22 protein-coding genes, 2 riboswitches and 2 other annotated features are annotated in these 20,297 nt (G+C 49.7%); of the genes, 13 read left to right on the top strand and 9 right to left on the bottom strand.

The features are described from left to right. Positions 1-120: 120 nt before the first annotated feature. A complete protein-coding gene (locus PJK55_RS09935; protein ID WP_271305667.1) occupies positions 121-1,647 on the top strand; it encodes a murein hydrolase activator EnvC family protein in 1,527 nt (508 codons plus the stop codon). An 85-nt stretch (positions 1,648-1,732) separates the two neighbouring features. On the opposite strand, the gene PJK55_RS09930 is transcribed toward PJK55_RS09935, so the two are convergent. Continuing rightward, on the bottom strand, positions 1,733-3,046 hold the full coding sequence (locus PJK55_RS09930) for an amino acid permease (RefSeq protein ID WP_442899506.1): 1,314 nt from the start codon (positions 3,044-3,046) through the stop codon (positions 1,733-1,735). A gap of 243 nt (positions 3,047-3,289) precedes the next feature. Then, positions 3,290-3,518: a binding site (T-box leader), on the top strand. Between the two features lie 48 nt (positions 3,519-3,566). Continuing rightward, positions 3,567-3,794: a binding site (T-box leader), on the top strand. A 55-nt stretch (positions 3,795-3,849) separates the two neighbouring features. Between PJK55_RS09930 and trpD the strand changes: the two genes are divergently transcribed. From trpD to trpA, 5 genes are read left to right on the top strand one after another with little or no spacing between them, the layout of a single operon-like run. After that, on the top strand, positions 3,850-4,839 hold the full coding sequence (gene trpD / locus PJK55_RS09925) for an anthranilate phosphoribosyltransferase (RefSeq protein ID WP_271305665.1): 990 nt from the start codon (positions 3,850-3,852) through the stop codon (positions 4,837-4,839). Then, the gene (trpC, locus tag PJK55_RS09920) at positions 4,836-5,597 is read left to right on the top strand and encodes an indole-3-glycerol phosphate synthase TrpC (RefSeq protein ID WP_271305664.1); all 762 of its coding nucleotides are present in this window, start codon (positions 4,836-4,838) and stop codon (positions 5,595-5,597) included. The genes trpD and trpC overlap by 4 nt, the downstream gene beginning before the upstream one ends. After that, positions 5,573-6,127 carry a phosphoribosylanthranilate isomerase gene (locus PJK55_RS09915; protein ID WP_271305663.1) on the top strand — a complete coding sequence of 185 codons (555 nt, stop codon included), beginning with the start codon at positions 5,573-5,575 and terminating at the stop codon, positions 6,125-6,127. Before trpC ends, PJK55_RS09915 begins: the two co-directional genes overlap by 25 nt. Continuing rightward, positions 6,124-7,311, top strand: coding sequence for a tryptophan synthase subunit beta (trpB, locus tag PJK55_RS09910; protein ID WP_214744775.1), 1,188 nt, complete (start codon positions 6,124-6,126; stop codon positions 7,309-7,311). The genes PJK55_RS09915 and trpB overlap by 4 nt, the downstream gene beginning before the upstream one ends. Beyond that, the gene (gene trpA, locus PJK55_RS09905) at positions 7,308-8,075 is read left to right on the top strand and encodes a tryptophan synthase subunit alpha (protein ID WP_271305662.1); all 768 of its coding nucleotides are present in this window, start codon (positions 7,308-7,310) and stop codon (positions 8,073-8,075) included. The genes trpB and trpA overlap by 4 nt, the downstream gene beginning before the upstream one ends. Before the next feature lie 35 nt (positions 8,076-8,110). Here trpA and PJK55_RS09900 read toward each other — a convergent pair whose 3' ends face one another. Next, positions 8,111-9,601, bottom strand: coding sequence for a potassium/proton antiporter (locus tag PJK55_RS09900; RefSeq protein ID WP_271305661.1), 1,491 nt, complete (start codon positions 9,599-9,601; stop codon positions 8,111-8,113). 152 nt (positions 9,602-9,753) lie between these two features. Between PJK55_RS09900 and PJK55_RS09895 the strand changes: the two genes are divergently transcribed. Continuing rightward, a complete protein-coding gene (locus PJK55_RS09895; RefSeq protein ID WP_271305660.1) occupies positions 9,754-10,692 on the top strand; it encodes an ATP-grasp domain-containing protein in 939 nt (312 codons plus the stop codon). 3 nt (positions 10,693-10,695) lie between these two features. Here the strand turns inward: PJK55_RS09895 and PJK55_RS09890 are convergent, their stop codons facing one another. Together PJK55_RS09890 and hemQ are read right to left on the bottom strand one after the other, a co-directional pair. Beyond that, entirely contained in the window at positions 10,696-10,842 is a 147-nt protein-coding gene (locus PJK55_RS09890) for a hypothetical protein (protein ID WP_214744768.1), read from the bottom strand. Positions 10,843-10,917: 75 nt separating this feature from the next. Then, positions 10,918-11,694 (bottom strand): hydrogen peroxide-dependent heme synthase, encoded by a 777-nt coding sequence (hemQ, locus tag PJK55_RS09885; RefSeq protein WP_214694768.1) that lies wholly within the window; start codon positions 11,692-11,694, stop codon positions 10,918-10,920. Positions 11,695-12,032: 338 nt separating this feature from the next. Between hemQ and pta the strand changes: the two genes are divergently transcribed. From pta to PJK55_RS09870, 3 genes are all read left to right on the top strand, one after another. After that, complete coding sequence (gene pta / locus PJK55_RS09880) at positions 12,033-13,022, top strand: phosphate acetyltransferase (protein ID WP_214744764.1); 990 nt, start codon at positions 12,033-12,035, stop codon at positions 13,020-13,022. A 104-nt stretch (positions 13,023-13,126) separates the two neighbouring features. Next, a complete protein-coding gene (locus PJK55_RS09875) occupies positions 13,127-13,426 on the top strand; it encodes a rhodanese-like domain-containing protein (protein WP_271305659.1) in 300 nt (99 codons plus the stop codon). After that, positions 13,423-13,590, top strand: coding sequence for a hypothetical protein (locus PJK55_RS09870; protein WP_158024803.1), 168 nt, complete (start codon positions 13,423-13,425; stop codon positions 13,588-13,590). Before PJK55_RS09875 ends, PJK55_RS09870 begins: the two co-directional genes overlap by 4 nt. Before the next feature lie 40 nt (positions 13,591-13,630). On the opposite strand, the gene folE2 is transcribed toward PJK55_RS09870, so the two are convergent. Then, positions 13,631-14,542 carry a GTP cyclohydrolase FolE2 gene (folE2, locus tag PJK55_RS09865; protein ID WP_271305658.1) on the bottom strand — a complete coding sequence of 304 codons (912 nt, stop codon included), beginning with the start codon at positions 14,540-14,542 and terminating at the stop codon, positions 13,631-13,633. 255 nt (positions 14,543-14,797) lie between these two features. Here folE2 and PJK55_RS09860 point away from each other — a divergent pair, with 255 nt between their 5' ends. The 3 genes from PJK55_RS09860 to PJK55_RS09850 all read left to right on the top strand — a co-directional run bounded on the left by PJK55_RS09860 (position 14,798) and on the right by PJK55_RS09850 (position 16,754). Continuing rightward, the gene (locus PJK55_RS09860) at positions 14,798-15,628 is read left to right on the top strand and encodes a TerC family protein (protein ID WP_271305657.1); all 831 of its coding nucleotides are present in this window, start codon (positions 14,798-14,800) and stop codon (positions 15,626-15,628) included. A 105-nt stretch (positions 15,629-15,733) separates the two neighbouring features. Continuing rightward, on the top strand, positions 15,734-16,300 hold the full coding sequence (locus PJK55_RS09855; RefSeq protein ID WP_271305656.1) for a PadR family transcriptional regulator: 567 nt from the start codon (positions 15,734-15,736) through the stop codon (positions 16,298-16,300). After that, a complete protein-coding gene (locus PJK55_RS09850; RefSeq protein ID WP_271305655.1) occupies positions 16,272-16,754 on the top strand; it encodes a DUF4188 domain-containing protein in 483 nt (160 codons plus the stop codon). Before PJK55_RS09855 ends, PJK55_RS09850 begins: the two co-directional genes overlap by 29 nt. A gap of 18 nt (positions 16,755-16,772) precedes the next feature. On the opposite strand, the gene PJK55_RS09845 is transcribed toward PJK55_RS09850, so the two are convergent. From PJK55_RS09845 to PJK55_RS09830, 4 genes are read right to left on the bottom strand one after another with little or no spacing between them, the layout of a single operon-like run. Then, positions 16,773-17,306, bottom strand: a complete 534-nt coding sequence (locus PJK55_RS09845; RefSeq protein WP_214694760.1) for a cupin domain-containing protein — start codon at positions 17,304-17,306, stop codon at positions 16,773-16,775. Between the two features lie 13 nt (positions 17,307-17,319). Beyond that, positions 17,320-17,937: a methylthioribulose 1-phosphate dehydratase gene (locus PJK55_RS09840; protein WP_271305654.1), complete on the bottom strand. Its 618-nt coding sequence runs from the start codon at positions 17,935-17,937 to the stop codon at positions 17,320-17,322. Then, entirely contained in the window at positions 17,934-18,584 is a 651-nt protein-coding gene (locus PJK55_RS09835) for a 2-hydroxy-3-keto-5-methylthiopentenyl-1-phosphate phosphatase (protein WP_271305653.1), read from the bottom strand. The genes PJK55_RS09840 and PJK55_RS09835 overlap by 4 nt, the downstream gene beginning before the upstream one ends. After that, the gene (locus tag PJK55_RS09830; RefSeq protein WP_271305652.1) at positions 18,581-19,735 is read right to left on the bottom strand and encodes a 2,3-diketo-5-methylthiopentyl-1-phosphate enolase; all 1,155 of its coding nucleotides are present in this window, start codon (positions 19,733-19,735) and stop codon (positions 18,581-18,583) included. The genes PJK55_RS09835 and PJK55_RS09830 overlap by 4 nt, the downstream gene beginning before the upstream one ends. A gap of 70 nt (positions 19,736-19,805) precedes the next feature. Continuing rightward, a riboswitch (SAM riboswitch) is annotated at positions 19,806-19,907 on the bottom strand. A gap of 205 nt (positions 19,908-20,112) precedes the next feature. Beyond that, a riboswitch (SAM riboswitch) is annotated at positions 20,113-20,215 on the top strand. The last annotated feature ends 82 nt before the right edge of the window (positions 20,216-20,297 follow it).

Below are 20,297 nucleotides of genomic sequence, written 5' to 3'. Positions count from 1 at the left end.
TAATTAGTCGTGTTGAAACTCAACTAAATGATCGTTTTTGTTACATACTGAAACGGCTTTAAAAATATGTAGTGTAGTAGGTACCCACGTTTGTTATTTAAGAAAGGATGTACCCCATTCATGAATTGGAAACGCACAGTCTCGACGCTGACGCTTGGTGTGATGCTCATCAGCACACATACAGTTGCCGATGCATCGACTTCGATTAAAGAAAAGCAAGAAGAACAACAAAAAGTACAAGAAAAACGCAATAGCGTTAAAAAAGACCAAGCCGACACGTCTTCAAAGATTGAAGTGAATAAAGAAGAGATTTCGAAAGTTCAGGCAGAGGTCAATAAAATGGACGCACAATTGCAGGACATCATCAATGATGTCGCGATGAAGCGCCAAGAAATCAAGCGAACTGAGATGAAAATCGAAGATCTTGAAGCCGACATTGTAGATTATCAGGAAAAAATGAAGGCACAAGAAGCGATGATGAAAGAACGTATGGCCACGATGCAAAAGAACGGTGGCGGATCGATCAACTGGGCTGAATTCATCTTCGGTTCAAAAAATCTCTCTGACCTCGTCACGCGTATGATTACGGCTGGAACAATCCAGCGAAGTGACCAAGAATTGTTCGATGACTATGAAGCGACACAAAAGTCGTTGAAAGAAGCACAGGCTGACTTGAAAGCAGAACGCGCTTCACTTCTCGAACAGCAAAAAGCACTCGAAGTTCGTCAAGCCGAGCTTGAGAAGAAAATGAAGCAACGTGAAAAACGCATCAAAGAGCTTGAAGAGAAGAACATTAAGTTCGAATCGCAAATTTTCGATCTTCAAGAGATTGAAGCGACGTTAGTCGCACAAGAACAGGCGATTGCGGCTGAAATCGAAGCACAACGTCGTGAGGAAGAGGAAGCTCGTCGTCGTGCTGAAGAAGCAGCTCGTCAAGAGGCGGCACGTAAAGCGGAAGAAGCACGCCAAGCAGAAGCTGCACGTCAAGCTGAGGCTGCTCGTAAGGCAGAAGCAGCACGAGAAGCGGAAGCGGCTCGTGAAGCTGCACAACAGAAGCAAGCTGCACAACAAAAGCAGGACAATAAGACGAATACCCCGTCTTCGTCGTCTTCAAACAACACGGCTTCATCAGCACCAGCACCAAAACCTGAACCAAAACCGGCGCCGGCACCGAAGCCAGCACCAGCACCAGCGCCAAAACCGGCACCGACGACGTCGACACCAGCACCATCTAGCTCGATGTTCATTCAACCGGCTTCAGGTCGCTACTCACAAGGATTTGGTCCAGCGAGTGGGGCATTTGGCTACACGTTCCATAACGGGGTAGACATCGCTGGTCCAACAGGGACACCGATTCGTGCATCTGCGACAGGTACGGTCATTCGTGCAGGTTGGGGTGGCGCATACGGGAACCACGTCATGATCGCGCACGTTATCAACGGCCAAGTTTGGACGACGGTCTATGCGCACATGAACTCAGTATCGGTCAGCTCAGGACAGCGTGTGACACAGGGATCGAACATCGGGACACTTGGAAACACAGGGAACTCGTCAGGTCCGCACTTGCACTTTGAGATTCATAAAGGCGGCTACTCATACTCGGCAACGAGCGCAGGTAGCACGGTCAACCCGCGTCAGTTCTTCTGATGCATCATACAGAAAGCTCCTTTCGATTGCGAAAGGGGCTTTTGTGCGTACAAAAAATCCCTCCGCTGTCGCGAAGGGATACTTGTTAGTTGGCTTGTTCGATATCGCTTGAATGATCTTGTTTTTTACGCATTCGTTCACGCACGTAGTAGATGATCGTCAAGCCAATCAACCACGGGATACCGAACTTCAGCAAAATATTGAAGTCGGTGAACCATGTCGTGATCATTAGGCTGAGCAGTAAGACTGCTCCGAGCAATGGGAGGAACGGGTACCCCATCATACGGACAGGGAGTTTTCGTCCAGTCCATTTCTTGCGGAAGAACAAGTGGGAGACGAAGACCATGAACCAAGTGAAAATGGCTCCGAACATCGAGATTCCCATCAAGAACGGATACGATGACTCCATGAATACTTGTAGTAAAGCGGCAAGAATAATTCCGCCCGTTGAAACGAGTAGCGCGAACGTCGGGATGCCGTTTTTGCTGATTGTTTTGAACGCTTTCGGTGCATCACCAGCTTCCGCGAGTGAGTACATCATGCGTGTCGACGCATAGAGCTGCGCGTTCATCGCTGACAAGGCGGCAATCAAAATGACGAAGTTGAGGATGCCTGCCGCGAACGGCACATCAAATTGTTCCATGACGAGTACGAACGGACTTTGATCGATTCCGGCTTGCTGCCATGGGATGAGCATGAGCATGATGGCGAGCGTGACGACATAAAAGAACGTCAAGCGGAACACGGTAGCGCGTAAAGCGCGTGGTACGGCTTGGTCCGGGTCTTTCGCTTCGCCTGCTGTGACGGCGACGAGTTCGGTTCCAAGGAAACTAAAGAGGGAGATGAAAATCGTCACCCACATTCCGTAAAAGCCGAAAGCGAAGAATCCTTCGTTTCCTGTCGTGATCGATTCAATCGGTGATCCTGGTTCGCCGAACAATGTAGCGGCACCGAGGACGATGAATAGGATGATGGCAGTTACTTTGATGAATGATAACCAGTATTCGGTCGTTCCGAACGTATGAACGTGACGGGCGTTGACGTAAATGAGTAGTCCACCGAAGAGGGCGACCCATACGAACCCGTTCACATCCGGGAACCAGTAACGCATATAGATGGCAATGGCACTGACCTCAACCCCTATGGCCAGTACGTTTGCGACCCAGTAAGAGTAACGGACAAGAAAGCCGGCGAGTGGATGGACGTAGCGCTCGGCGATCGTCCCGAATGATCCGGACGTTGGATGAGCGACCGTCATTTCGGCGAGTGCGCCCATCAATAAGAGGACGATGAACGCCCCGATGGCATAACTGACGAGCACGCTCGGACCAGCAGTTTGGATCGCAAGACCGCTTCCGAGGAAAAGCCCGGTTCCGATGGCGCTCCCGAGGGAAATCATCGTGAGTTGCCGGGTGGACAGCTCGCGTTTTAGTTTATTTGTTTCCAAAATCGATTCTCCTTTAACTGAGTGAAATGTTGTTGTGGACGACTATAGCAGACAGAAAAAAACGATGTCAATTCGAAAAATCGGTGAAGGTTCTCCATTTCGGGGTGCACATATAGAGGCAAAGTTTTTTTAAATTTTTTTATTTGACATGGATTCATCCGCCCTGTATAGTACGAGTTAACTTAACTGAAACGAATAAAGGCGTCGACGAAGAGAAGTAACGACGAATCCTGTATGACAGAGAGCTGATGGGTGGTGTGAATCAGTATATAGGACGTCGCGAATGGACTTCTGAGCTCTAAACCGAACTTTGAGTAGGCTTTAGCGGGTTACCCACCGTTATCACGGGGAAGCGGATGATTGTCCGTGAAGTGGGTTCTGTAGAACCAACGAAGGTGGCACCACGGGGTTACTCGTCCTTCTTGTAGCGTAAGCTATGAGGAGACGGGTGACCCCTTTTTCGTTTCAATAACACAAATCGAGGATTGAGAAGAGTAGCGCGAGAAGACGTTTCGTCCAGAGAGTCAGGGATGGTGAGATCCTGACCGAGGCGTCCGCGTGAATGGGCTCATGAGAGCATGACTGAAAGAAGTAGGTCGTGACGGTTTCCCCCGTTATCGGGATACGATGTGATTGCATCGGAGAGTGGATTCTTTGGAATCAACGAGAGGTGGCACCGCGGTCTAGAACCGTCCTCCATACGACGACTGTCGTGTGGAGTTTTTTTATACACATTTTTAGAGGGGGAACAGACGATGATTCAACAATTGGAGACAAACGCATTATCGACAGCAGATATGAAAGTGGCAGCAAGCGAGATGTTCCAAGCGGATGAGGCACAAATCGAACGGGTGCTACTCGCGATGAAAGAACGCGGGGAGACGGCAGAAGAGATGGCGGGACTCGCGGCGTACATCCGTGAAGCGGCACAGTTCCCCCCGACTGATTTACCGATACTCGATGTGTGCGGCACTGGTGGCGACGGGGCGAATACGTTCAACATCAGTTCGACCGTCGCGTTCGTCCTAGCCGGTCTCGGTATTCCAGTCGCCAAGCACGGAAACCGAAGTGTATCGAGTCGATCGGGAAGCGCAGACGTCCTCGAGGCACTGAACGTTCCAATCGTGAAGACGGCAGAAGAAGTACATGCCGACTTGAAGCGGACGCATTTGAGTTTCCTCTTCGCCCAACATGTCCATCCGATCATGAAGCACGTCATGCCGGTCCGGAAACGACTCGCGACGGCGACCATCTTCAATCAAATCGGGCCGTTGACGAATCCGCTTCGTCCGAAACGACAATTGATCGGTGTATATCATCCGTCGCTACTTGAGAAAATGGCGACCGCGATGCGTCATCTTGGCGTAGAGCGCGGCATGGTCGTACACGGTGCGGGTGGCCTCGATGAAGCGAGTCTCGCCGGTGTGAACGATGTGTACTTCTTTGATGGGGAACAGACGGCGCGTTACGCGGTCGACCCACGAGATGTCGGCTTGATGCGGGCGCCGCTCGAAGCATTACGTGGAGGCACACCGGAAGAGAACGCCGCGACACTTCTCACCGTGTTGAACGGAGAAACAGGTCCGGCACGAGACGTCGTCTTACTGAACGCGGCGCTGGCCCTTTGTACGTACGGCACGACTTCAACACTCCGTGAGGGAGTGAAAGAGGCGAAACGAAGCATTGACGAAGGGCACGCTTTGCGCGTGTTACAACATTTACAACGTACGGAGGTAGAGGCATGAGTTATTTAACGAAAATCATCGGAACAAAAATCGAAGAGGTCAGTCGCATGCAGCCCGTCGATGTTGCTGTGACAAAACCGGTCGCTCTTTTAAATATGATGAATGATGGATTCCATATCATCTCGGAAATTAAACGATCGTCTCCTTCAAAAGGAATGATTCGAGAAACGGTCGACGTTGCCGAACGAGCGCGTCAATATGAACAAGCCGGTGCGACGATGATTTCCGTTCTGACAGACAAAACGTATTTCAACGGTTCCTTTGACGATTTACGACAAGTCGCCGACGTCGTCACAATCCCGGTGCTCTGTAAAGATTTCATCATCGATGAACGACAACTCGACTATGCGAAGCATTACGGGGCGAGTGTCGCACTTCTCATCGTGGCGGTCCTTCATCCGACACGTCTCCATGAGTTGACGCGATATGCCCGCTCGATCGGTCTCGACGTCTTAGTCGAAGTACATGATGAGGCGGAGTTACGTATCGCACTCGAACTTGATGACGTGTTGATCGGCATCAATAACAGAGACTTAAAAACGTTTGAGGTATCCCTCGAGACATCGATCGATTTGATGAAACGCTACCCTGACGTCACGTTTGTCAGCGAAAGTGGTGTCAGTACGGTCGAGGCAGCTGCACGCTTACAAGAAGCCGGGGCAAGCGCCATTCTCGTCGGGGAAGCACTCATGCGTGAAGAAGACCCGACCCGGCTACTCGAGGAGTTGAAAACATGTTCGTTAAAATCTGTGGAATAAAGACAGAAGAAGCTGTCCAGGCAGCGGTCGAGGCGGGGGCGGATGCCATCGGGTTCGTATTCGCGCCGAGTTCTCGTCAAATCGACGTGACGACAGCGAAGACGCTAGCTACACAGATCCCGGAATCGGTTCGAATCGTTGGTGTGTTTTTAAGTCCTTCAATGGAAGACATCGAGCAAGCGATGGACGTGGGACTGACGGATTTACAAATTCACCATCGGACGCAATCAATGGAAGAACTCCGCATCTTCGGGTTACCGATTATCGATGCGTCGACCGAGGAGACGGCGGATGTCCGATTGATGGATCATCCGAATCCGGGAAGTGGGCAAGTATTAGACTGGGACGCAATCGACCGGCCGAAACGTCCGTTTTGGCTAGCCGGTGGTCTATCCCCAGATAATGTGAGACAAGCGATTCAAACGATTCAACCAGACGGCGTCGACGTCTCGAGCGGTGTCGAGACGGACGGTGTAAAAGATATCGAAAAAATTCGCGCGTTCATTCAACGCGCCAAGGAGGAACTATGATGTATGCACAACCAGTAAACGGGAAATTTGGACAATATGGTGGGAAGTACATTCCGGAGACGCTCATGCAAGCGGTCGAAGAATTAGAGGTCGCTTACGAAGAAGCGAAGCAAGATCCTGAGTTTCAAGAACGCTTCTCTTCTTTATTAAGCGAATATGTAGGACGTGAGACGCCACTTTATTATGCGTCGAACTTGAGTCGTCGCCTCGGGACGAACGTTTATTTGAAACGGGAAGACTTGAACCATACCGGTGCCCACAAAATCAATAACACAATCGGGCAGGCGCTCCTCGCGAAACGGATGGGGAAACAGAAAGTCGTCGCGGAGACAGGTGCCGGTCAGCACGGCGTCGCGACTGCGACGGTATGTGCATTACTCGATTTAGAGTGCACCATCTTCATGGGTGAGGTCGACGTCGAGCGCCAAGCGTTGAACGTGTTTCGGATGGAACTGCTCGGAGCGAAAGTCGTCCCTGTCAAATCAGGCAGCCGTACGTTAAAAGATGCCGTCAATGAAGCGCTTCGTTACTGGGTCAAACATGTCGACGATACGCATTACGTGATGGGGTCTGTACTCGGACCGCACCCGTTCCCGCAGATGGTACGTGACTTCCAAAGCGTGATCGGAACAGAGACGCGTCGTCAAATCCTCGAACAGACCGGACGCCTCCCAGACGCCGTCGTCGCTTGTGTCGGAGGAGGAAGTAACGCCATGGGGATGTTCTATCCGTTCTTAAACGATGAGTCGGTCGCCCTCTACGGTGTCGAGGCGGCAGGCAGTGGTATTGATACAGATAAACACGCGGCAACCCTTACGAAAGGGGAAGTCGGTGTCCTACATGGTTCGCTCATGTATGTCTTACAAGACGCGGCCGGCCAAATCGAGGAGGCACATTCGATCTCAGCCGGGCTCGACTACCCGGGGGTAGGACCAGAGCACAGTTTCTTGAAAGATATCGAGCGGGTGCGGTATGCAGCTGTCACAGATGACGCGGCACTCGATGCGTGTCTCGCACTCAGTCGACAAGAAGGCATCATTCCTGCCTTAGAATCCTCACATGCTCTCGCTTATGCGGAGACGCTCGCGAAGACGATGGGTGAGGACGAAACATTAGTGATTTGTTTATCAGGGCGCGGAGACAAAGACGTCCACACAATCCGAGAGAAGGTGGCGACACGATGAAACTAGAAACAGCGATTCGAGAGCGAGAAGGGGCAGCATTCGTCCCATATATCATGGCTGGTGATGGCGGGATGGACCGACTCATCCCGACCATCGTAGAACTAGAACAGATGGGTGCGACGGCGATTGAACTCGGAATTCCCTTCTCCGATCCGGTGGCAGATGGTCCAATCATTGAGGCGGCAGGAATGCGTGCTCTTGAAGCAGGTGTGACGCTCGAAATGGTATTAAACCATTTAATAGAAGGAAATGATCAATTTAACGTTCCAATCGTCTTGATGACATACTTGAATCCAGTGTTTCGGTTCGGGGTTCAACCGTTCTTTGACCGAGCGAACGAATGCGGCGTAAGTGGGGTCATCATTCCGGATCTCCCGTTTGAAGAGAGTCTCCAATTGTTCGCAGATATCGACAGGCATGACGTCGCCGTCATTCCGCTCGTTACATTGACGAGTAGCGAAGAGCGTACGGCATCCATCTTAGAGAAAGCGGAAGGATTCGTCTATGCGGTCACGCTTAAGGGAACGACTGGGAAAGCGGAGGTGTTCCCGGACGAATTACTCGCCTATTTGACTCGATTGACAGAGCAGTCACACGTTCCCGTCTTAGCAGGATTCGGCGTACACCGTCCGGAGCAAGTGCGGACGCTCGGGCAGGCATGTGATGGTGTCGTCGTCGGGAGCTTTATCGTCGAGGCACTTCATGAAGGACGAACAGATGACGTTCAGACGTTGATTCAATCAGCAAAACAAGTGCATATATAAAAAACAGCGCTTCACACGAAGCGCTGTTTTTTTGCCTATAACTCCACTCGGTCGAGACCGTCTTCACCAAATTTTTGGTCGAGTTGATCATGACGATACATCGAAGCGAGCACATATAAAAGGTCGCCTTCTTCGATGGATGTCTGTCCATTCGGTGGAATCAAGTATTCGTTTCGGACGATGGCGTTCACGACAGTGTTTGGTGGGAGTGTGATATCCGCTAGCGTCTTGCCAATCATCGAAGAACTCTCCGTGACAACATAAGGGACGAGCTTATGTTGGGACTGTTTACTCGAGACGAGGGCGATCGTATACGGAGAACGGATTTTATCCGGTCCGAGTAACCCTAATTTTTCAGCGAGCGGTGTCAACGTCGTCCCTTGAATCAAACCACTTGTCACGACGACGAAGAAGACGGCATTGAATAAGAGTTGACTGTCCTCAATACCGGCAATTAAAGGGAATGTAGCTAAGACGATTGGGACAGCTCCCTTTAGCCCGGCCCATGAGATAAATAGTTTCTCTTTTCTTGTGAATGCCATGCCGAGCGTCGATAGATAGACGGCGATTGGGCGGGCCAAGAACATGAGGACGAATGAAATGAGTAGTCCTTTCCAAATCAAGTCCGGTTCGATGAGTTGACGAGGGAAGACGAGTAACCCGAGGATGACGAACATGATGATCTGCATGATCCATGCAAGTGCTTCCGAGAATTGGACAATCGTCACTTCATGCGCCGTATCCGCATTTCCGACAATCATGGCGGCGATATACACGGCAAGCAATCCGCTTCCCAATAAGTAGGCTGTGACACCATATGTGAGGAACGCCATCGAAATCATGAGGACGGCATGCAGTCCGCTCGATTCGAGTCTCAGATGATTCAACATGAGGCGGGACAGTTGGCCGAGGAGGAAGCCGATGAGGGATCCGACAACGATTTGAAGGACAAACATCCAAATCCCGTCCCAGATAGTCGTATCCGGCTTCATCATAAAATCGAGGGCGAGAACCGTCAAAAACATCGCCATCGGGTCGTTCGTGCCGGACTCGGCTTCGAGTGTCGCACCGACTTTCGGTGAGATGTTCTTTCCTTTAAAAGCAGCGAAGACGGCAGCTGCGTCGGTCGAACCGATAATCGCACCGAACAAGAAAGATTCAATCCAATCGAAACCAAATACGAAACGAACGGCCACGGCGACGACGGTCGTCGTGATTAAGACACCCAGCGTAGCGAGTGAAGCGGCTGGCACGAGCACGTTCCGCATCGACGACCATTTCGTCTGAAGGCCTCCTTCAAACAAAATGACAATCAGGGCGGCTACCCCGATTAGCTGCGCCAGGTTGGAGTCGTCGAAGAAGATGAGACCGGTAATGTCACTTCCCATGATCATGCCGATCCCCATAAACAAAATCAAGGCCGGCAAGCCGAAGCGAGTCGAGATTCGCGTCGCCATGACACCGGCTACAAGGAGGAGACCGAAGAGTAAAATGAGTACATCAGTACTGATGACAGGTACGGGCAAACACAACACTTCCTTTCCAAAACAATAGTGTTAGGTTCATTGTACCATGAAATCGTCTGATATTTCAGAATTGACGATTAGACCAACCTTACACATTGGAATTATAAGTTATGGATATGGTAAAGTGAGAACAAGAATAAGGAGGGATGATGATGTCTAAAATTCACGTCATTCATGAGAACGAAGAATGGACGAACCATCTGGTTCATCGCTTAGAAGAACTACAGTTGCCTTATGAACTATGGCACTTGGACCAAGGGACGATTGATCTCGAAGCAACGCCCCCGGAAGGTGTCTTTTATAATCGCATGAGTGCTTCTTCGCACACACGCGGGCATCGGTACGCACCCGAATTGACGGAAGGTGTCCTCGCTTGGTTAGAAGCGCATGACCGTACCGTGTTCAACGGAACGCGTGCCATCCGTCTAGAAGTAAGTAAAGTCAATCAGTACACGGCGCTTCGCCGCGAAGGGATCCGTGTGCCGAAGACGATTGCGGCGGTCGGTAAAGACCAAATCATCGAGGCGGCCGAAAAGCTAGACATGACACCATTCATCACGAAGCACAATCGTGCCGGAAAAGGACTCGGGGTCCAATTGTTCCATACGATCGAAGGATTGAAGGAATATGTGTATGGTCCCTCGTTCGAGGACTCGGTTGACGGCATCACGCTCATCCAACAGTATATCGAAGCCCCGGAACCGTATATTACCCGTTGTGAATTCATCAGTGGGAAGTTCGTTTATGCGGTGCGTGTCGATACATCGGAAGGATTCGAGCTCTGCCCGGCAGACGCCTGCTCGATTGAAGACCAATTCTGTCCGGTCGGGGAGACGCCACCGGCGAAGTTCGAAATCGTTGAAGGATTCGATGACCCGATCATTCCGCAGCTCGAGCGGTTCCTTGAAGTGAATGCGGTTGATATTGCGGGGATTGAGATCATTCGAGACCGAGACGGCAACGTCTACGCCTACGACGTCAATACGAATACGAACTATAATTCCGACGCTGAAGCGAAAGCAGGACGCTATGGGATGCTTGAATTGGCTAGTTTCTTAGGGGAAGCACTTCACGTCACCACGACAAAATAAGGGTCAGGCGCTCGCCTGACCCTTTTGCTGTGTATGTTTAAGTTGCTCTTCAAATCGATTTTGGACTAATTCTGCTGTCGGTGCCATTCGTTCGATGAACGAATCTAAACGTTCCGCAGTGTCACGATCGGTTTCTTTAAACACGCGCATCGTTGTTCACCTCGTTAATCAGGATTACTTGCTTACATCATCCTTAATTCCCGAGGTGCTATACGCGTAAACCTTTTACACGCTAAAGAATGTGCTCAAATTTTCTTTCGGTAAGATGTTTCCGACGTAGAAGTCGCCGAACTCACCGTATTTCGCACTCACTTCATCGAAGCGCATCTCGTAGACGATCTTCTTGAACTGAAGTGAATCTTCAGCGAAGAGCGTGACGCCCCATTCCCATGCGTCGAATCCAGTCGACCCACCGATGAACTGCTGAATCTTACCGGCGTAGCTACGACCGATCATGCTGTGGCGATACATGAGGTCTTTGCGCTCATCCATCGACAACATGTACCAGTTGTCACCGTCGCGACGAGCCTTGCTCATCGGATAGAAACAGATGTGTGCGGCTTTTGGAAGTGTCGGGTAGAGACGTGAGCGGATATGAGGGTTTTGATATGGGTCCCCATCTCCAGATCCACGATACATACCGAGCTCGATGACCGACACGTACGAGTATGACGGAATCATATAGTCGTATAGCGCTGTTTTGCGGAATGCGCGCTCGACGTCTTCAAGTTCGTTGAATGTCGGGCGAAGCACCATCAAGACGAGGTCTGCCTTTTGACCGAGAATCGAGTAGAAGGCGTGGCTTCCTTCACCTTTTGCTTCAACTTCTTCAAGTGAGGTGAGGAACGCAGTGAACTCGTCAATCATCTGTTGACGCTTCTCGGCGTCGACGAGCTTCAAGCGAGCCCAATCGATTGTGCGGAAATCATGAAGTGTATACCATCCGTCTAACGTGGCGGCGGCATGTTGTGTATCTGTTGTAGGTACTGGACGTTCTGACATAAAAAAATCTCCTTTCGGGACTTGGCTTCGCCGTCTATTTTACCATACACGCTTTACTGACTGGCAACTTTGAGACACTGTGAGGGTTATCACGATTCACGAAGGGGAAAGAACAGAGGACAGAAACATGAAAACGGCTACAAAAATGGCTGTATCAGTCGATTTATCGGAACTGTTCTATTCATATAATGATTGATTCTAAGCGATTTATGGCGAAATGGGCAGAATAGTTTATTTTAAAAAGGGTACTGTGTATAATTGAAATCGCGTAAAGACACAAGTCAACGGCAAAACCATTAGCAGTCATGCTGTAAATTGAGAAAAGGGGTTCATTCGTTATGAAATTATTTGAAACGTTGAAGCAAAAAGTCAGTCCGATTCGTCCAACGATCGTCTTCCCGGAAGGCGTCGATGAGCGTGTTCTTGGAGCAGCTGTTCGATTAAAGGCGGACGGTATGGTAGAACCAATCGTTGTCGGTGCGAAAGCAGACGTTGAAGCGGTTGCGGCAAAACACGGTTTTGACATCTCAGGTTTGACACAATACGACCCAGCGACATACGAAGACATCGATGTTCTTGTCGAATCATTCGTCGAGCGTCGTAAAGGGAAAGCGACAGCTGAACAAGCGCGCGAACTCCTCACATCAGACGTGAACTACTTCGGAACGATGCTCGTTCATACAGGAAAAGCAGAAGGTCTTGTCTCAGGCGCGATGCACGCGACGGCTGATACGGTACGTCCGGCACTTCAAATCATCAAAATGCAACCAGGCATCAAAAAGACGTCAGGTGTGTTCATCATGGTACGTGACGACGAGCAATACGTCTTCTCGGACTGTGCAATCAACATCGCACCGGACGCAGCAGACTTAGCAGAGAACGCGTTCTTGTCTGCAGCGACAGCGAAGACATTCGGCATCGACCCACAAGTCGCGCTTCTCAGCTTCTCGACGAAAGGTTCTGCAAAGTCACCTGAAACAGAGAAAGTCGTGGAAGCTACACGTCTTGCGAAAGAAAAATCACCGAACCTTCCAATCGACGGAGAACTTCAATTCGATGCGGCATTCGTCCCTAGCGTAGCGGCGAAGAAAGCACCGGGTTCTGACGTAGCTGGTAAGGCGAACGTATTCGTCTTCCCAAGTCTTGAAGCAGGAAACATTGGCTACAAGATGGTTCAACGTTTCGGTGGATTCGAAGCGATCGGCCCGATCCTTCAAGGTCTCAACAAACCAGTGAACGACTTATCACGTGGCTGTAACGAAGAGGACGTCTACAAATTGACGCTCATCACAGCAGCACAAGCAATCGACGAGCGCAACGAAGCGTAAGTTGAGAGCATCCTTCTTCATAGAAGGGTGCTTTTTTTATGTTTTTTTGAACGGTAGCTGAGGTAAACTAGAAGAGGAATCTATTATCGAAAGGGGAGCTATGTATGCAAAGCATTCATGCAACGGAATTACGAGAAAAGTTAGAGAACGGGGAGTCCCTCCATATCATCGATGTGCGCGAACAAGATGAATATGATGCAGGGCATATCCCGAACGTACCGCTCTATCCACTATTTGAATTCCCACATGTGACAGAAAAGTTGGCACAAGACAATGTGTATCACGTCATCTGTCGCTCAGGTGGACGCAGTCAAACAGCATGTGATTACTTAGAGTCACAAGGCTACAAAGTCGTCAACGTCGACGGCGGGATGCTTGCTTGGGATGGCGACATCGAAGCGTGATGCTAGAAAATCCTTGGGTCGTCGTACCCCTTCTCATCGCGCTTTACCTTACTGTCTATGCGGTGATGAAGCGATTTGACTGGGAGAAGTGGCGACTCGTCTGGGCAGTATGGGTGATGCTCATCATCATCTTATTGACGATTGAACTCGTGACAAGTCTATAAAAAATGCGGAACCTTCTTAAAAAAAGAGGTTCCGCATTTTTTATGCGTCTTGGCGCTTATCGAATGTGATTGATGCGATGGCATCGTGTTGGTGAATCGATTCTTCGTTACGGCATTCGACGAAGAAGTTCACGACTTGCTTCATCTCGTACAAGTCAGCCGCGATCAAGCGGACCATGTCCTCGACGAAACGTGGGTTTTCGTACGCGATTTCAGTCGCACGCTTTTCATCCGGGCGTTTGAGGACCGGGTGGAGTGGTGCTGAGGCGTTCGACTCCGCTGCATCGAGAAGTGCTGAACGCCAGTCGAATCCATCCATTGACGTTTCATCAAGACCTGCTTCGATCGTGATGTATCCACGTTGGTTATGGGCGCTGTACTCACTGATTTCTTTTGAACATGGGCAAAGCGTTGTGACGTTGATGACGAGACCGACCGTCACGTTTGCGACGCCCGTTTCGAGGTTGTACGTCACACGGTGCATAACGTCTGCGTTCATCAAACCGCTAAGGCCAGTTGCAGGTGCTTTACGCGTGAAGAACCATGGGTAACGGATTGTCAATTGTCCTTCCGTTTGTTCCATGCGCTCCGCAAGCTCTTGTGCGAACTCGATCAACGAGCGGTTTGACACCGTCCATCCTTGTTGATGGTACGCGTCGAGTTGTTCCGTCAAACGGGACATGTTGATCCCTTTACGGTCTTGAACGAGCGATGTCGTCAATTCGAATGTAGCGACCGTTGATTGTACCCCTTCTGGCGTCTCGACGTTCACAGGGTGCTTCACATTTGAGATGCCTACACTGTCGAGGGCGAATAAGAAGTTTTTCGGTGTATTTTGTAAATCGACCATTTGTTCTTTCTCGGTCGGCTTTGTTCCTTTAATCGGTGGGACCGACCCGAACAATTTATGTCGTTCTGCTTTAGTAGGTAAAGCGACATGGCTTGTAGACATAATCGGATTCTCCTTTTTTTAGAGCGGTTCAAAGGACCACTCGTTCTTGTTAGGATTTTATCACGAAATGATGGCTGAACGGGTATGATTTTGCTCTCATAACATGTTTTGAATATGCAATCACAAAAAAATCCTTCAGATATTGAAGAAAGAGGATTGATTTACTTTGTGAACGGGAATAAAATGGTCCTGTGAACTTAAAAAATAGATCACTATTAAATATGAAGGAATTGAAAGACAAAAGGAGATGTTTTTATGGATTGGCAGTTAGTCCTGCAGTATGCCTGGATCGTCGTCGTACTCGTCGGTTTGGAAGGCTTGTTATCTGCAGACAACGCGCTCGTCTTGGCTGTCATGGTCAAACACTTGCCGCGTACAGAGCAGAAGAAGGCATTGTTCTACGGACTCTTAGGGGCGTTCGTCTTCCGATTTATCGCATTGTTCTTAATCTCGTTCTTGATTAACGTCTGGCAAGTTCAGGCGCTCGGTGCACTTTACTTGATCGGGATGAGTGCGCGACATCTGTATATGACCTATAAGGCGAGAAAGATGGAACCGATACAGGATTTGGCGGCCGAGGCGAAAGAAGAGACGGCTGTCACAGAAAAGCCGGTATCGAAAAAAGAGTTCTGGTGGACGGTCGCGAAAGTCGAATTTGCAGACATCGCCTTTGCGGTCGATTCGATTTTGGCAGCGGTCGCACTTGCGGTCAGCTTGCCACCGCTCGGTCTTGGTGAAATCGGCGGAATTGACTCTGGTCAGTTTTTCGTTGTCTTGACAGGTGGACTTATCGGGGTCGTCTTGATGCGATTTGCGGCACGCATTTTCGTAAAATTGCTTCATGAGCGTCCATCACTTGAAACGGCCGCCTTCATCATCGTCGGTTGGGTCGGGGTCAAGTTGACGGTTCTTGTACTGGAACACCCAGGCTTCAAAGAATTGATTGCTGGTACGCCGTTCGAATTCATGGGACTTCCAGACGGATTTGTCCACTCGACGGCTTGGACGATCTTCTTCTGGTCGGTCATGGTCGGGATTGCGACATGGGGCTGGTTCTCGTCGAAACCGACAGCAAAACAAGCATAATGTCCGAAAGCGTATCTTCTCACGGGAAGTACGCTTTTTTTGTTTTCATTTCTACGGTGCGGGAATATATCAAATAGATACTATCTTTTAGATAGGAGGGGTTGAATGCCTCGTGAGAATATGACACGATACGCTGTTTTAGGGCTATTGACGACGGAGTGTCGAACAGGATATGACATGAAACAGATGATTGACCGTAGCCTCAACCATTTTTGGAAAATTAGTTTCGGTCAAGTGTATCCGATGCTTCGGACGTTAGAAGCAGAAGGATTGATTGATCAGGTGGAAGATAATGACCGGAAGGCATACGAGCTGACGTCAAGCGGTCATGACGAGTTAAGGCAATGGATTGCAGAAGAGCCGGATACGTTACCAGTTCAACGGAATGAGCTCTTGCTAAAGTTGTTCTTCGCTCGACATGAGACGATGGAGCAAACGCTAAGCAAAATTACACATCATGAACGATTGCTACGGGAACGACTGGAGACGTATGAAGCCATCGAGACGATGATTCAATCGAGCGACTCGCATTCACCTGACGCTGTTTATTGGCTGTTGACACTCGATTATGGAAAACGCCAAACGAATGCATTGATTGAATGGTGTGAAGCAGCTGTGTTAACCCTCAAAGGAGGAGAAAATGATGGCGCGCAAAATAGCCGTCCCGAATGAAGAAGTGGTTGTATTTGTCATTGGTTTGCGAGTGAATCGTTTGCGATCGATTCGAAAATGGTGGCCGGTCTTTAATGCTATGCCGGCCATGCTGAAAGAACTATATACACAAAAGGAACTTGGCTTTCTGTCACATGACCTGACGATTGGCTGGCGTTCAGTCACGTTGATTCAATATTGGCGGTCAACAGATGAATTACTTGACTATGCCCACGGAAAAACGCATCTTGAAGCATGGAAATCATTCAATCAAAAGGCAAGAGCAACGGATGTCGTTGGTATTTTTCATGAAACATACGCGGTGAGTAATTATGAGACGATGTATGTCAATCTGCCAGATCGTGGTCTCGGTAAAGCGCTTGGTGTGATGGATGTGGGTAAAGGGAGAAATTCGGCAAAAGAGCGATTGGATGAACGGTCTTTACACGAGCCAAAGCAACGGACAGATGCATGACGCACCTGTCCGTTTTTATTATGCCTGCACATTCTCTTTTTCGTAAATCGGCACCCAGCCCTCGGTCGTCACGAAAATACGAACGGCGACGACTTGGCGGTCTTCTTGTAATGTGAAGTAATGACGTGTATTGACCGGAACCGAGATGAGGTCACCCGGATTGAGCTCGATATTGAAGTATCCGCGTTCTGCATCGTCAATCGCAAAGATGCCGTGACCACTGACGATGAAACGAACCTCGTCGTCCGTATGATGATGTTCTTTTTGGAAATTGACGAGCAGTTCGTCTAAGTTCGGTGTCGCATCGGACAAGGAGATGACGTCAGCCGTTTGGTAACCACGTCGCGTCGATACGTCTTGAATCTCGTCTTGGAACGTCGATAAAATGACGGCTTTGTCTTCGTCTGTTAGTTGATAGTTCTCTTGAAGGGAAGCCGGTAATTTCGCGATGTCCCATGCTTCGTAAAGGATGCCTCGTGATTCTAAAAAGTCACGTACCTCTTGTTGATCACTGACACGTTCTTCGGTTTGTTGAAAATAAATCGTTGCCATGTTGAATTCCTCCTTATGAATGGACGCCTAGGGCGCGTAATTTTAATGAATAGCTAAACAAAAATTCATATGCCTCTAAATAACGTTTTGCTGCAGCGGGCGTCTCTCCCCAAACGGTGATCCCGTGATTCCGGATGAGAACGGCTCCGGAATCGCTTGTGACATGTGGGGCAAATGCACGGGCGAGTGTCGGGATATCCGCATGATTCTCGATGATCGGGATTCGGACACTGGCCGTTTCCTCCCAATAGCCGAGTGCCTTGATGATTTCTTGGCCCGTGAACGTGACTTGTCCTTTCGCCGCGTAAAGCTCTGAGATGACGTTATTGTCGACGGTATGCACGTGAAGAGAACAGGTTGCGTTCGTGTTGTGAAAGATTTCGACGTGTAGCAACGTCTCCGCGGAGGGTTTGCCTGACTGTTCTCCAATCAATTGACCGGTCGCATCGACGAGGACGAAATCTTCATTGGTGCGCTTACGTTTATCACGACCACTTGCTGTCACAAGGAACGTCAACGGGTCGTCCGATACGCGGATGGCCAGATTGCCGCTCGTCCCAGGGAACCAGTCCCGTGCGGCAAGCTCGTCTTTAATGTCGGCAAGTTCTACCCATCGTTCTTGTACGGTCATACGTTCACTCCTTTCATGTGAGCTGAAATGTCATAGAATGTCTCGAACGGAACATAGTGGATTCCTTCCGCCTCGCATAGCGAAATCAGTTGACCGCGCGCATACACGACGTCGGCACGTTTGGCGATTTCAAAATCGGTGACAGAGTCCCCAATGACAATCAACGTATCGGCAGGTGAGACGATCTGTCGGGCAATCGTCGGCTTGCAACATCCGCAATCATTCGAACAATGAACATCGCATGAATGAGGCCATGTGACGCGCGCGGTCTCTCCTGAAAAATCAACGTGATTGCAGTAGATGTGTTCCGGTGCGACATGACCTTCTAGAATCGGATGGACGAAAAAGTCCATGCCCCCACTGACGACATCAAATCGAAAACCGTGCGACTTCATCTCTTGCAAAAACGCGATGAACCCTGGTCGAAGTGTGATAGTCGACTGCAGAAAGTCGCGGTATAAAGCTTCCTGATGACTCGGGAGTAAGTTAAACATTTGACCGACGCCTTCTCGAATGGAGAGCGTTTGGTTCAAAACACCATCTTTGAGTTCGACCCATTCAGGTGGGGCGAAGCGTCGCATCAACGCGATGATGTTATCTTCTTCCGTGATGGTCCCGTCGAAGTCACAGATGACGTGCGTACTCATCGCGCACCCCAGGCATCTAACGCGGTCGATAATGCATCAGTCTCGCTCGTCTTACCGATTGCCTGATCGATTGCTTGGCGGAATGCCCTCGCACCGGCAGCCGCACCGTCTGGATGCCCATGAATCCCGCCGCCGGCATTGATGACGACATCCGTTCCGAAGTCACGAATCAAATCCGGGACGAGTCCTGGGTGAATCCCGGCAGAGGGGACCGTCAGAATCGGTTTCGTCCAATGGGATTCCGTCGCATATGTTTGAATCTGTTCTGCTTCGTCTTTCGGTGTCGACAGTGAACCATATGGTGACGGGAAGAGCGTCAAGTCTGCCCCGGCGAGTCGAATCAGTTTCCCGAAGAGTAGGGAATGACGAATCGATCCGGTCAACGCTCCTGCAAAAGCGGGATGTGCCAAAATCGGGACGTGAATCTCAGGGTCTTTGGCGAGCTCTCTTAATGCGTCGAGCCCGTACGTATACACGTTGAACAACAGTGCGGTCGCGCCTGCCTCAATCAAACGTTTTGCCTGGTCGCGTAAGGTGAAAACCGGTCCGCTCAACGTGACGGCGTATAGAACGGAACGACCCGTCAATTCTTTATGCTCTAGAATGATCGATGCTCCAATCCGAGCCCGTTCGAGCGATGGGGTGAGCGGATTGTCATATAAAATCTCATCGTCTTTCACGAGATCGATGCCACCTGTAAACTGGTCACGAAGTTGTGTCGCTAAAAAATCAAGGTCACGCCCGATGACGCCTTTAAAGATGCTCATGGCGAGCGGTCGGTCGTGTACTCGAAGGATGTCGCGGACACCTTCAACGCCGAATGCGGCACCAGGAAAGTCCGATGCGAGCTCGTCCGGGAGCGATAGGTCGACAAGTTGGACGCTCGGGTCGAGCGACAGTTTTCCAAATGTCGTCGTCAGAATGGACGAAAAGTCCGGCGTCACATTATGTAGCGGGTAACGAATCGAGAAACGACTCGTCGTTTCCTGTTGGGAGGTATCGATGACCTCACCTCGGAACGCCTGTAGTTGATGCTGTTCGAGATGGTTCAATTCGGTCCATGTCCCGACGGTCAGCTCATGTGCGATTTTCTCAGCCACGTGCTCGACGTGATCGGTATGTTTGATTTCATAAGTAGCGATGATTCCCATAAGTTCCTCCTTTCAGGTCAAACAAAAAATGACCTCATGCCAAGGCAAGAGGTCATTCGAAAACAATGAACTCTTATCTCTCAGCGATAGCTGCAAGAATTAGCACCGTGCCATTTCTGGTCGGTTGCTGCGACATCATCGGGCTTGTCCCTCCGTCTGCTCTTGATAAGAATAGTTGTGAAGTTGTGAAATTTAATTGAATTTTTACATAGAATCGCTCACTCGTCAATTCCTTTTTTTGAGAAAAAAAGTTTGAAAATAATGTTTCTATATATGCGTGTCAAAAATAGGGAGTCGACCGAAAATAGAGGATTGACAACTAGCGTGCCTAGTCCGTAATATTCGTCTCAACACGTCAAACACAATTACATCATTTACTCTTATCGCGAGTTGGCAGAGGGAATTGGCCCTAAGACGCCGCAGCAACCGACCATTTGGCACGGTGCTACATCCACCAGACATATGTCTGAAAGATGAGAGGAACAACCAATTTGGGTGTGCCTCTTTCTCGCGGAGAAAGGGGCTTTTTTCATGCATAGATTCAAGAAAGGGGAAAATCATC

It is taken from the genome of Exiguobacterium sp. MMG028 (assembly GCF_027947425.1).
GTDB lineage: Bacteria > Bacillota > Bacilli > Exiguobacteriales > Exiguobacteriaceae > Exiguobacterium > Exiguobacterium aestuarii_A.
The sequence above is the reverse complement of the archived record's forward strand: the minus strand, read 5'-3'. Positions and strand labels throughout refer to the sequence as shown.

Bases quoted from the DNA above. Each gene is read 5' to 3' on its own strand.
- PJK55_RS09935 (WP_271305667.1), top strand. From the start codon at position 121: ATGAATTGGAAACGCACAGTCTCGACGCTGACGCTTGGTGTGATGCTC.
- PJK55_RS09930 (WP_442899506.1), bottom strand. From the start codon at position 3,046: ATGATTTCCCTCGGGAGCGCCATCGGAACCGGGCTTTTCCTCGGAAGC.
- trpD (WP_271305665.1), top strand. From the start codon at position 3,850: ATGATTCAACAATTGGAGACAAACGCATTATCGACAGCAGATATGAAA.
- trpC (WP_271305664.1), top strand. From the start codon at position 4,836: ATGAGTTATTTAACGAAAATCATCGGAACAAAAATCGAAGAGGTCAGT.
- PJK55_RS09915 (WP_271305663.1), top strand. From the start codon at position 5,573: ATGTTCGTTAAAATCTGTGGAATAAAGACAGAAGAAGCTGTCCAGGCA.
- trpB (WP_214744775.1), top strand. From the start codon at position 6,124: ATGATGTATGCACAACCAGTAAACGGGAAATTTGGACAATATGGTGGG.
- trpA (WP_271305662.1), top strand. From the start codon at position 7,308: ATGAAACTAGAAACAGCGATTCGAGAGCGAGAAGGGGCAGCATTCGTC.
- PJK55_RS09895 (WP_271305660.1), top strand. From the start codon at position 9,754: ATGTCTAAAATTCACGTCATTCATGAGAACGAAGAATGGACGAACCAT.
- PJK55_RS09890 (WP_214744768.1), bottom strand. From the start codon at position 10,842: ATGCGCGTGTTTAAAGAAACCGATCGTGACACTGCGGAACGTTTAGAT.
- hemQ (WP_214694768.1), bottom strand. From the start codon at position 11,694: ATGTCAGAACGTCCAGTACCTACAACAGATACACAACATGCCGCCGCC.
- pta (WP_214744764.1), top strand. From the start codon at position 12,033: ATGAAATTATTTGAAACGTTGAAGCAAAAAGTCAGTCCGATTCGTCCA.
- PJK55_RS09875 (WP_271305659.1), top strand. From the start codon at position 13,127: ATGCAAAGCATTCATGCAACGGAATTACGAGAAAAGTTAGAGAACGGG.
- folE2 (WP_271305658.1), bottom strand. From the start codon at position 14,542: ATGTCTACAAGCCATGTCGCTTTACCTACTAAAGCAGAACGACATAAA.
- PJK55_RS09860 (WP_271305657.1), top strand. From the start codon at position 14,798: ATGGATTGGCAGTTAGTCCTGCAGTATGCCTGGATCGTCGTCGTACTC.
- PJK55_RS09855 (WP_271305656.1), top strand. From the start codon at position 15,734: ATGCCTCGTGAGAATATGACACGATACGCTGTTTTAGGGCTATTGACG.
- PJK55_RS09850 (WP_271305655.1), top strand. From the start codon at position 16,272: ATGGCGCGCAAAATAGCCGTCCCGAATGAAGAAGTGGTTGTATTTGTC.
- PJK55_RS09845 (WP_214694760.1), bottom strand. From the start codon at position 17,306: ATGGCAACGATTTATTTTCAACAAACCGAAGAACGTGTCAGTGATCAA.
- PJK55_RS09840 (WP_271305654.1), bottom strand. From the start codon at position 17,937: ATGACCGTACAAGAACGATGGGTAGAACTTGCCGACATTAAAGACGAG.
- PJK55_RS09835 (WP_271305653.1), bottom strand. From the start codon at position 18,584: ATGAGTACGCACGTCATCTGTGACTTCGACGGGACCATCACGGAAGAA.
- PJK55_RS09830 (WP_271305652.1), bottom strand. From the start codon at position 19,735: ATGGGAATCATCGCTACTTATGAAATCAAACATACCGATCACGTCGAG.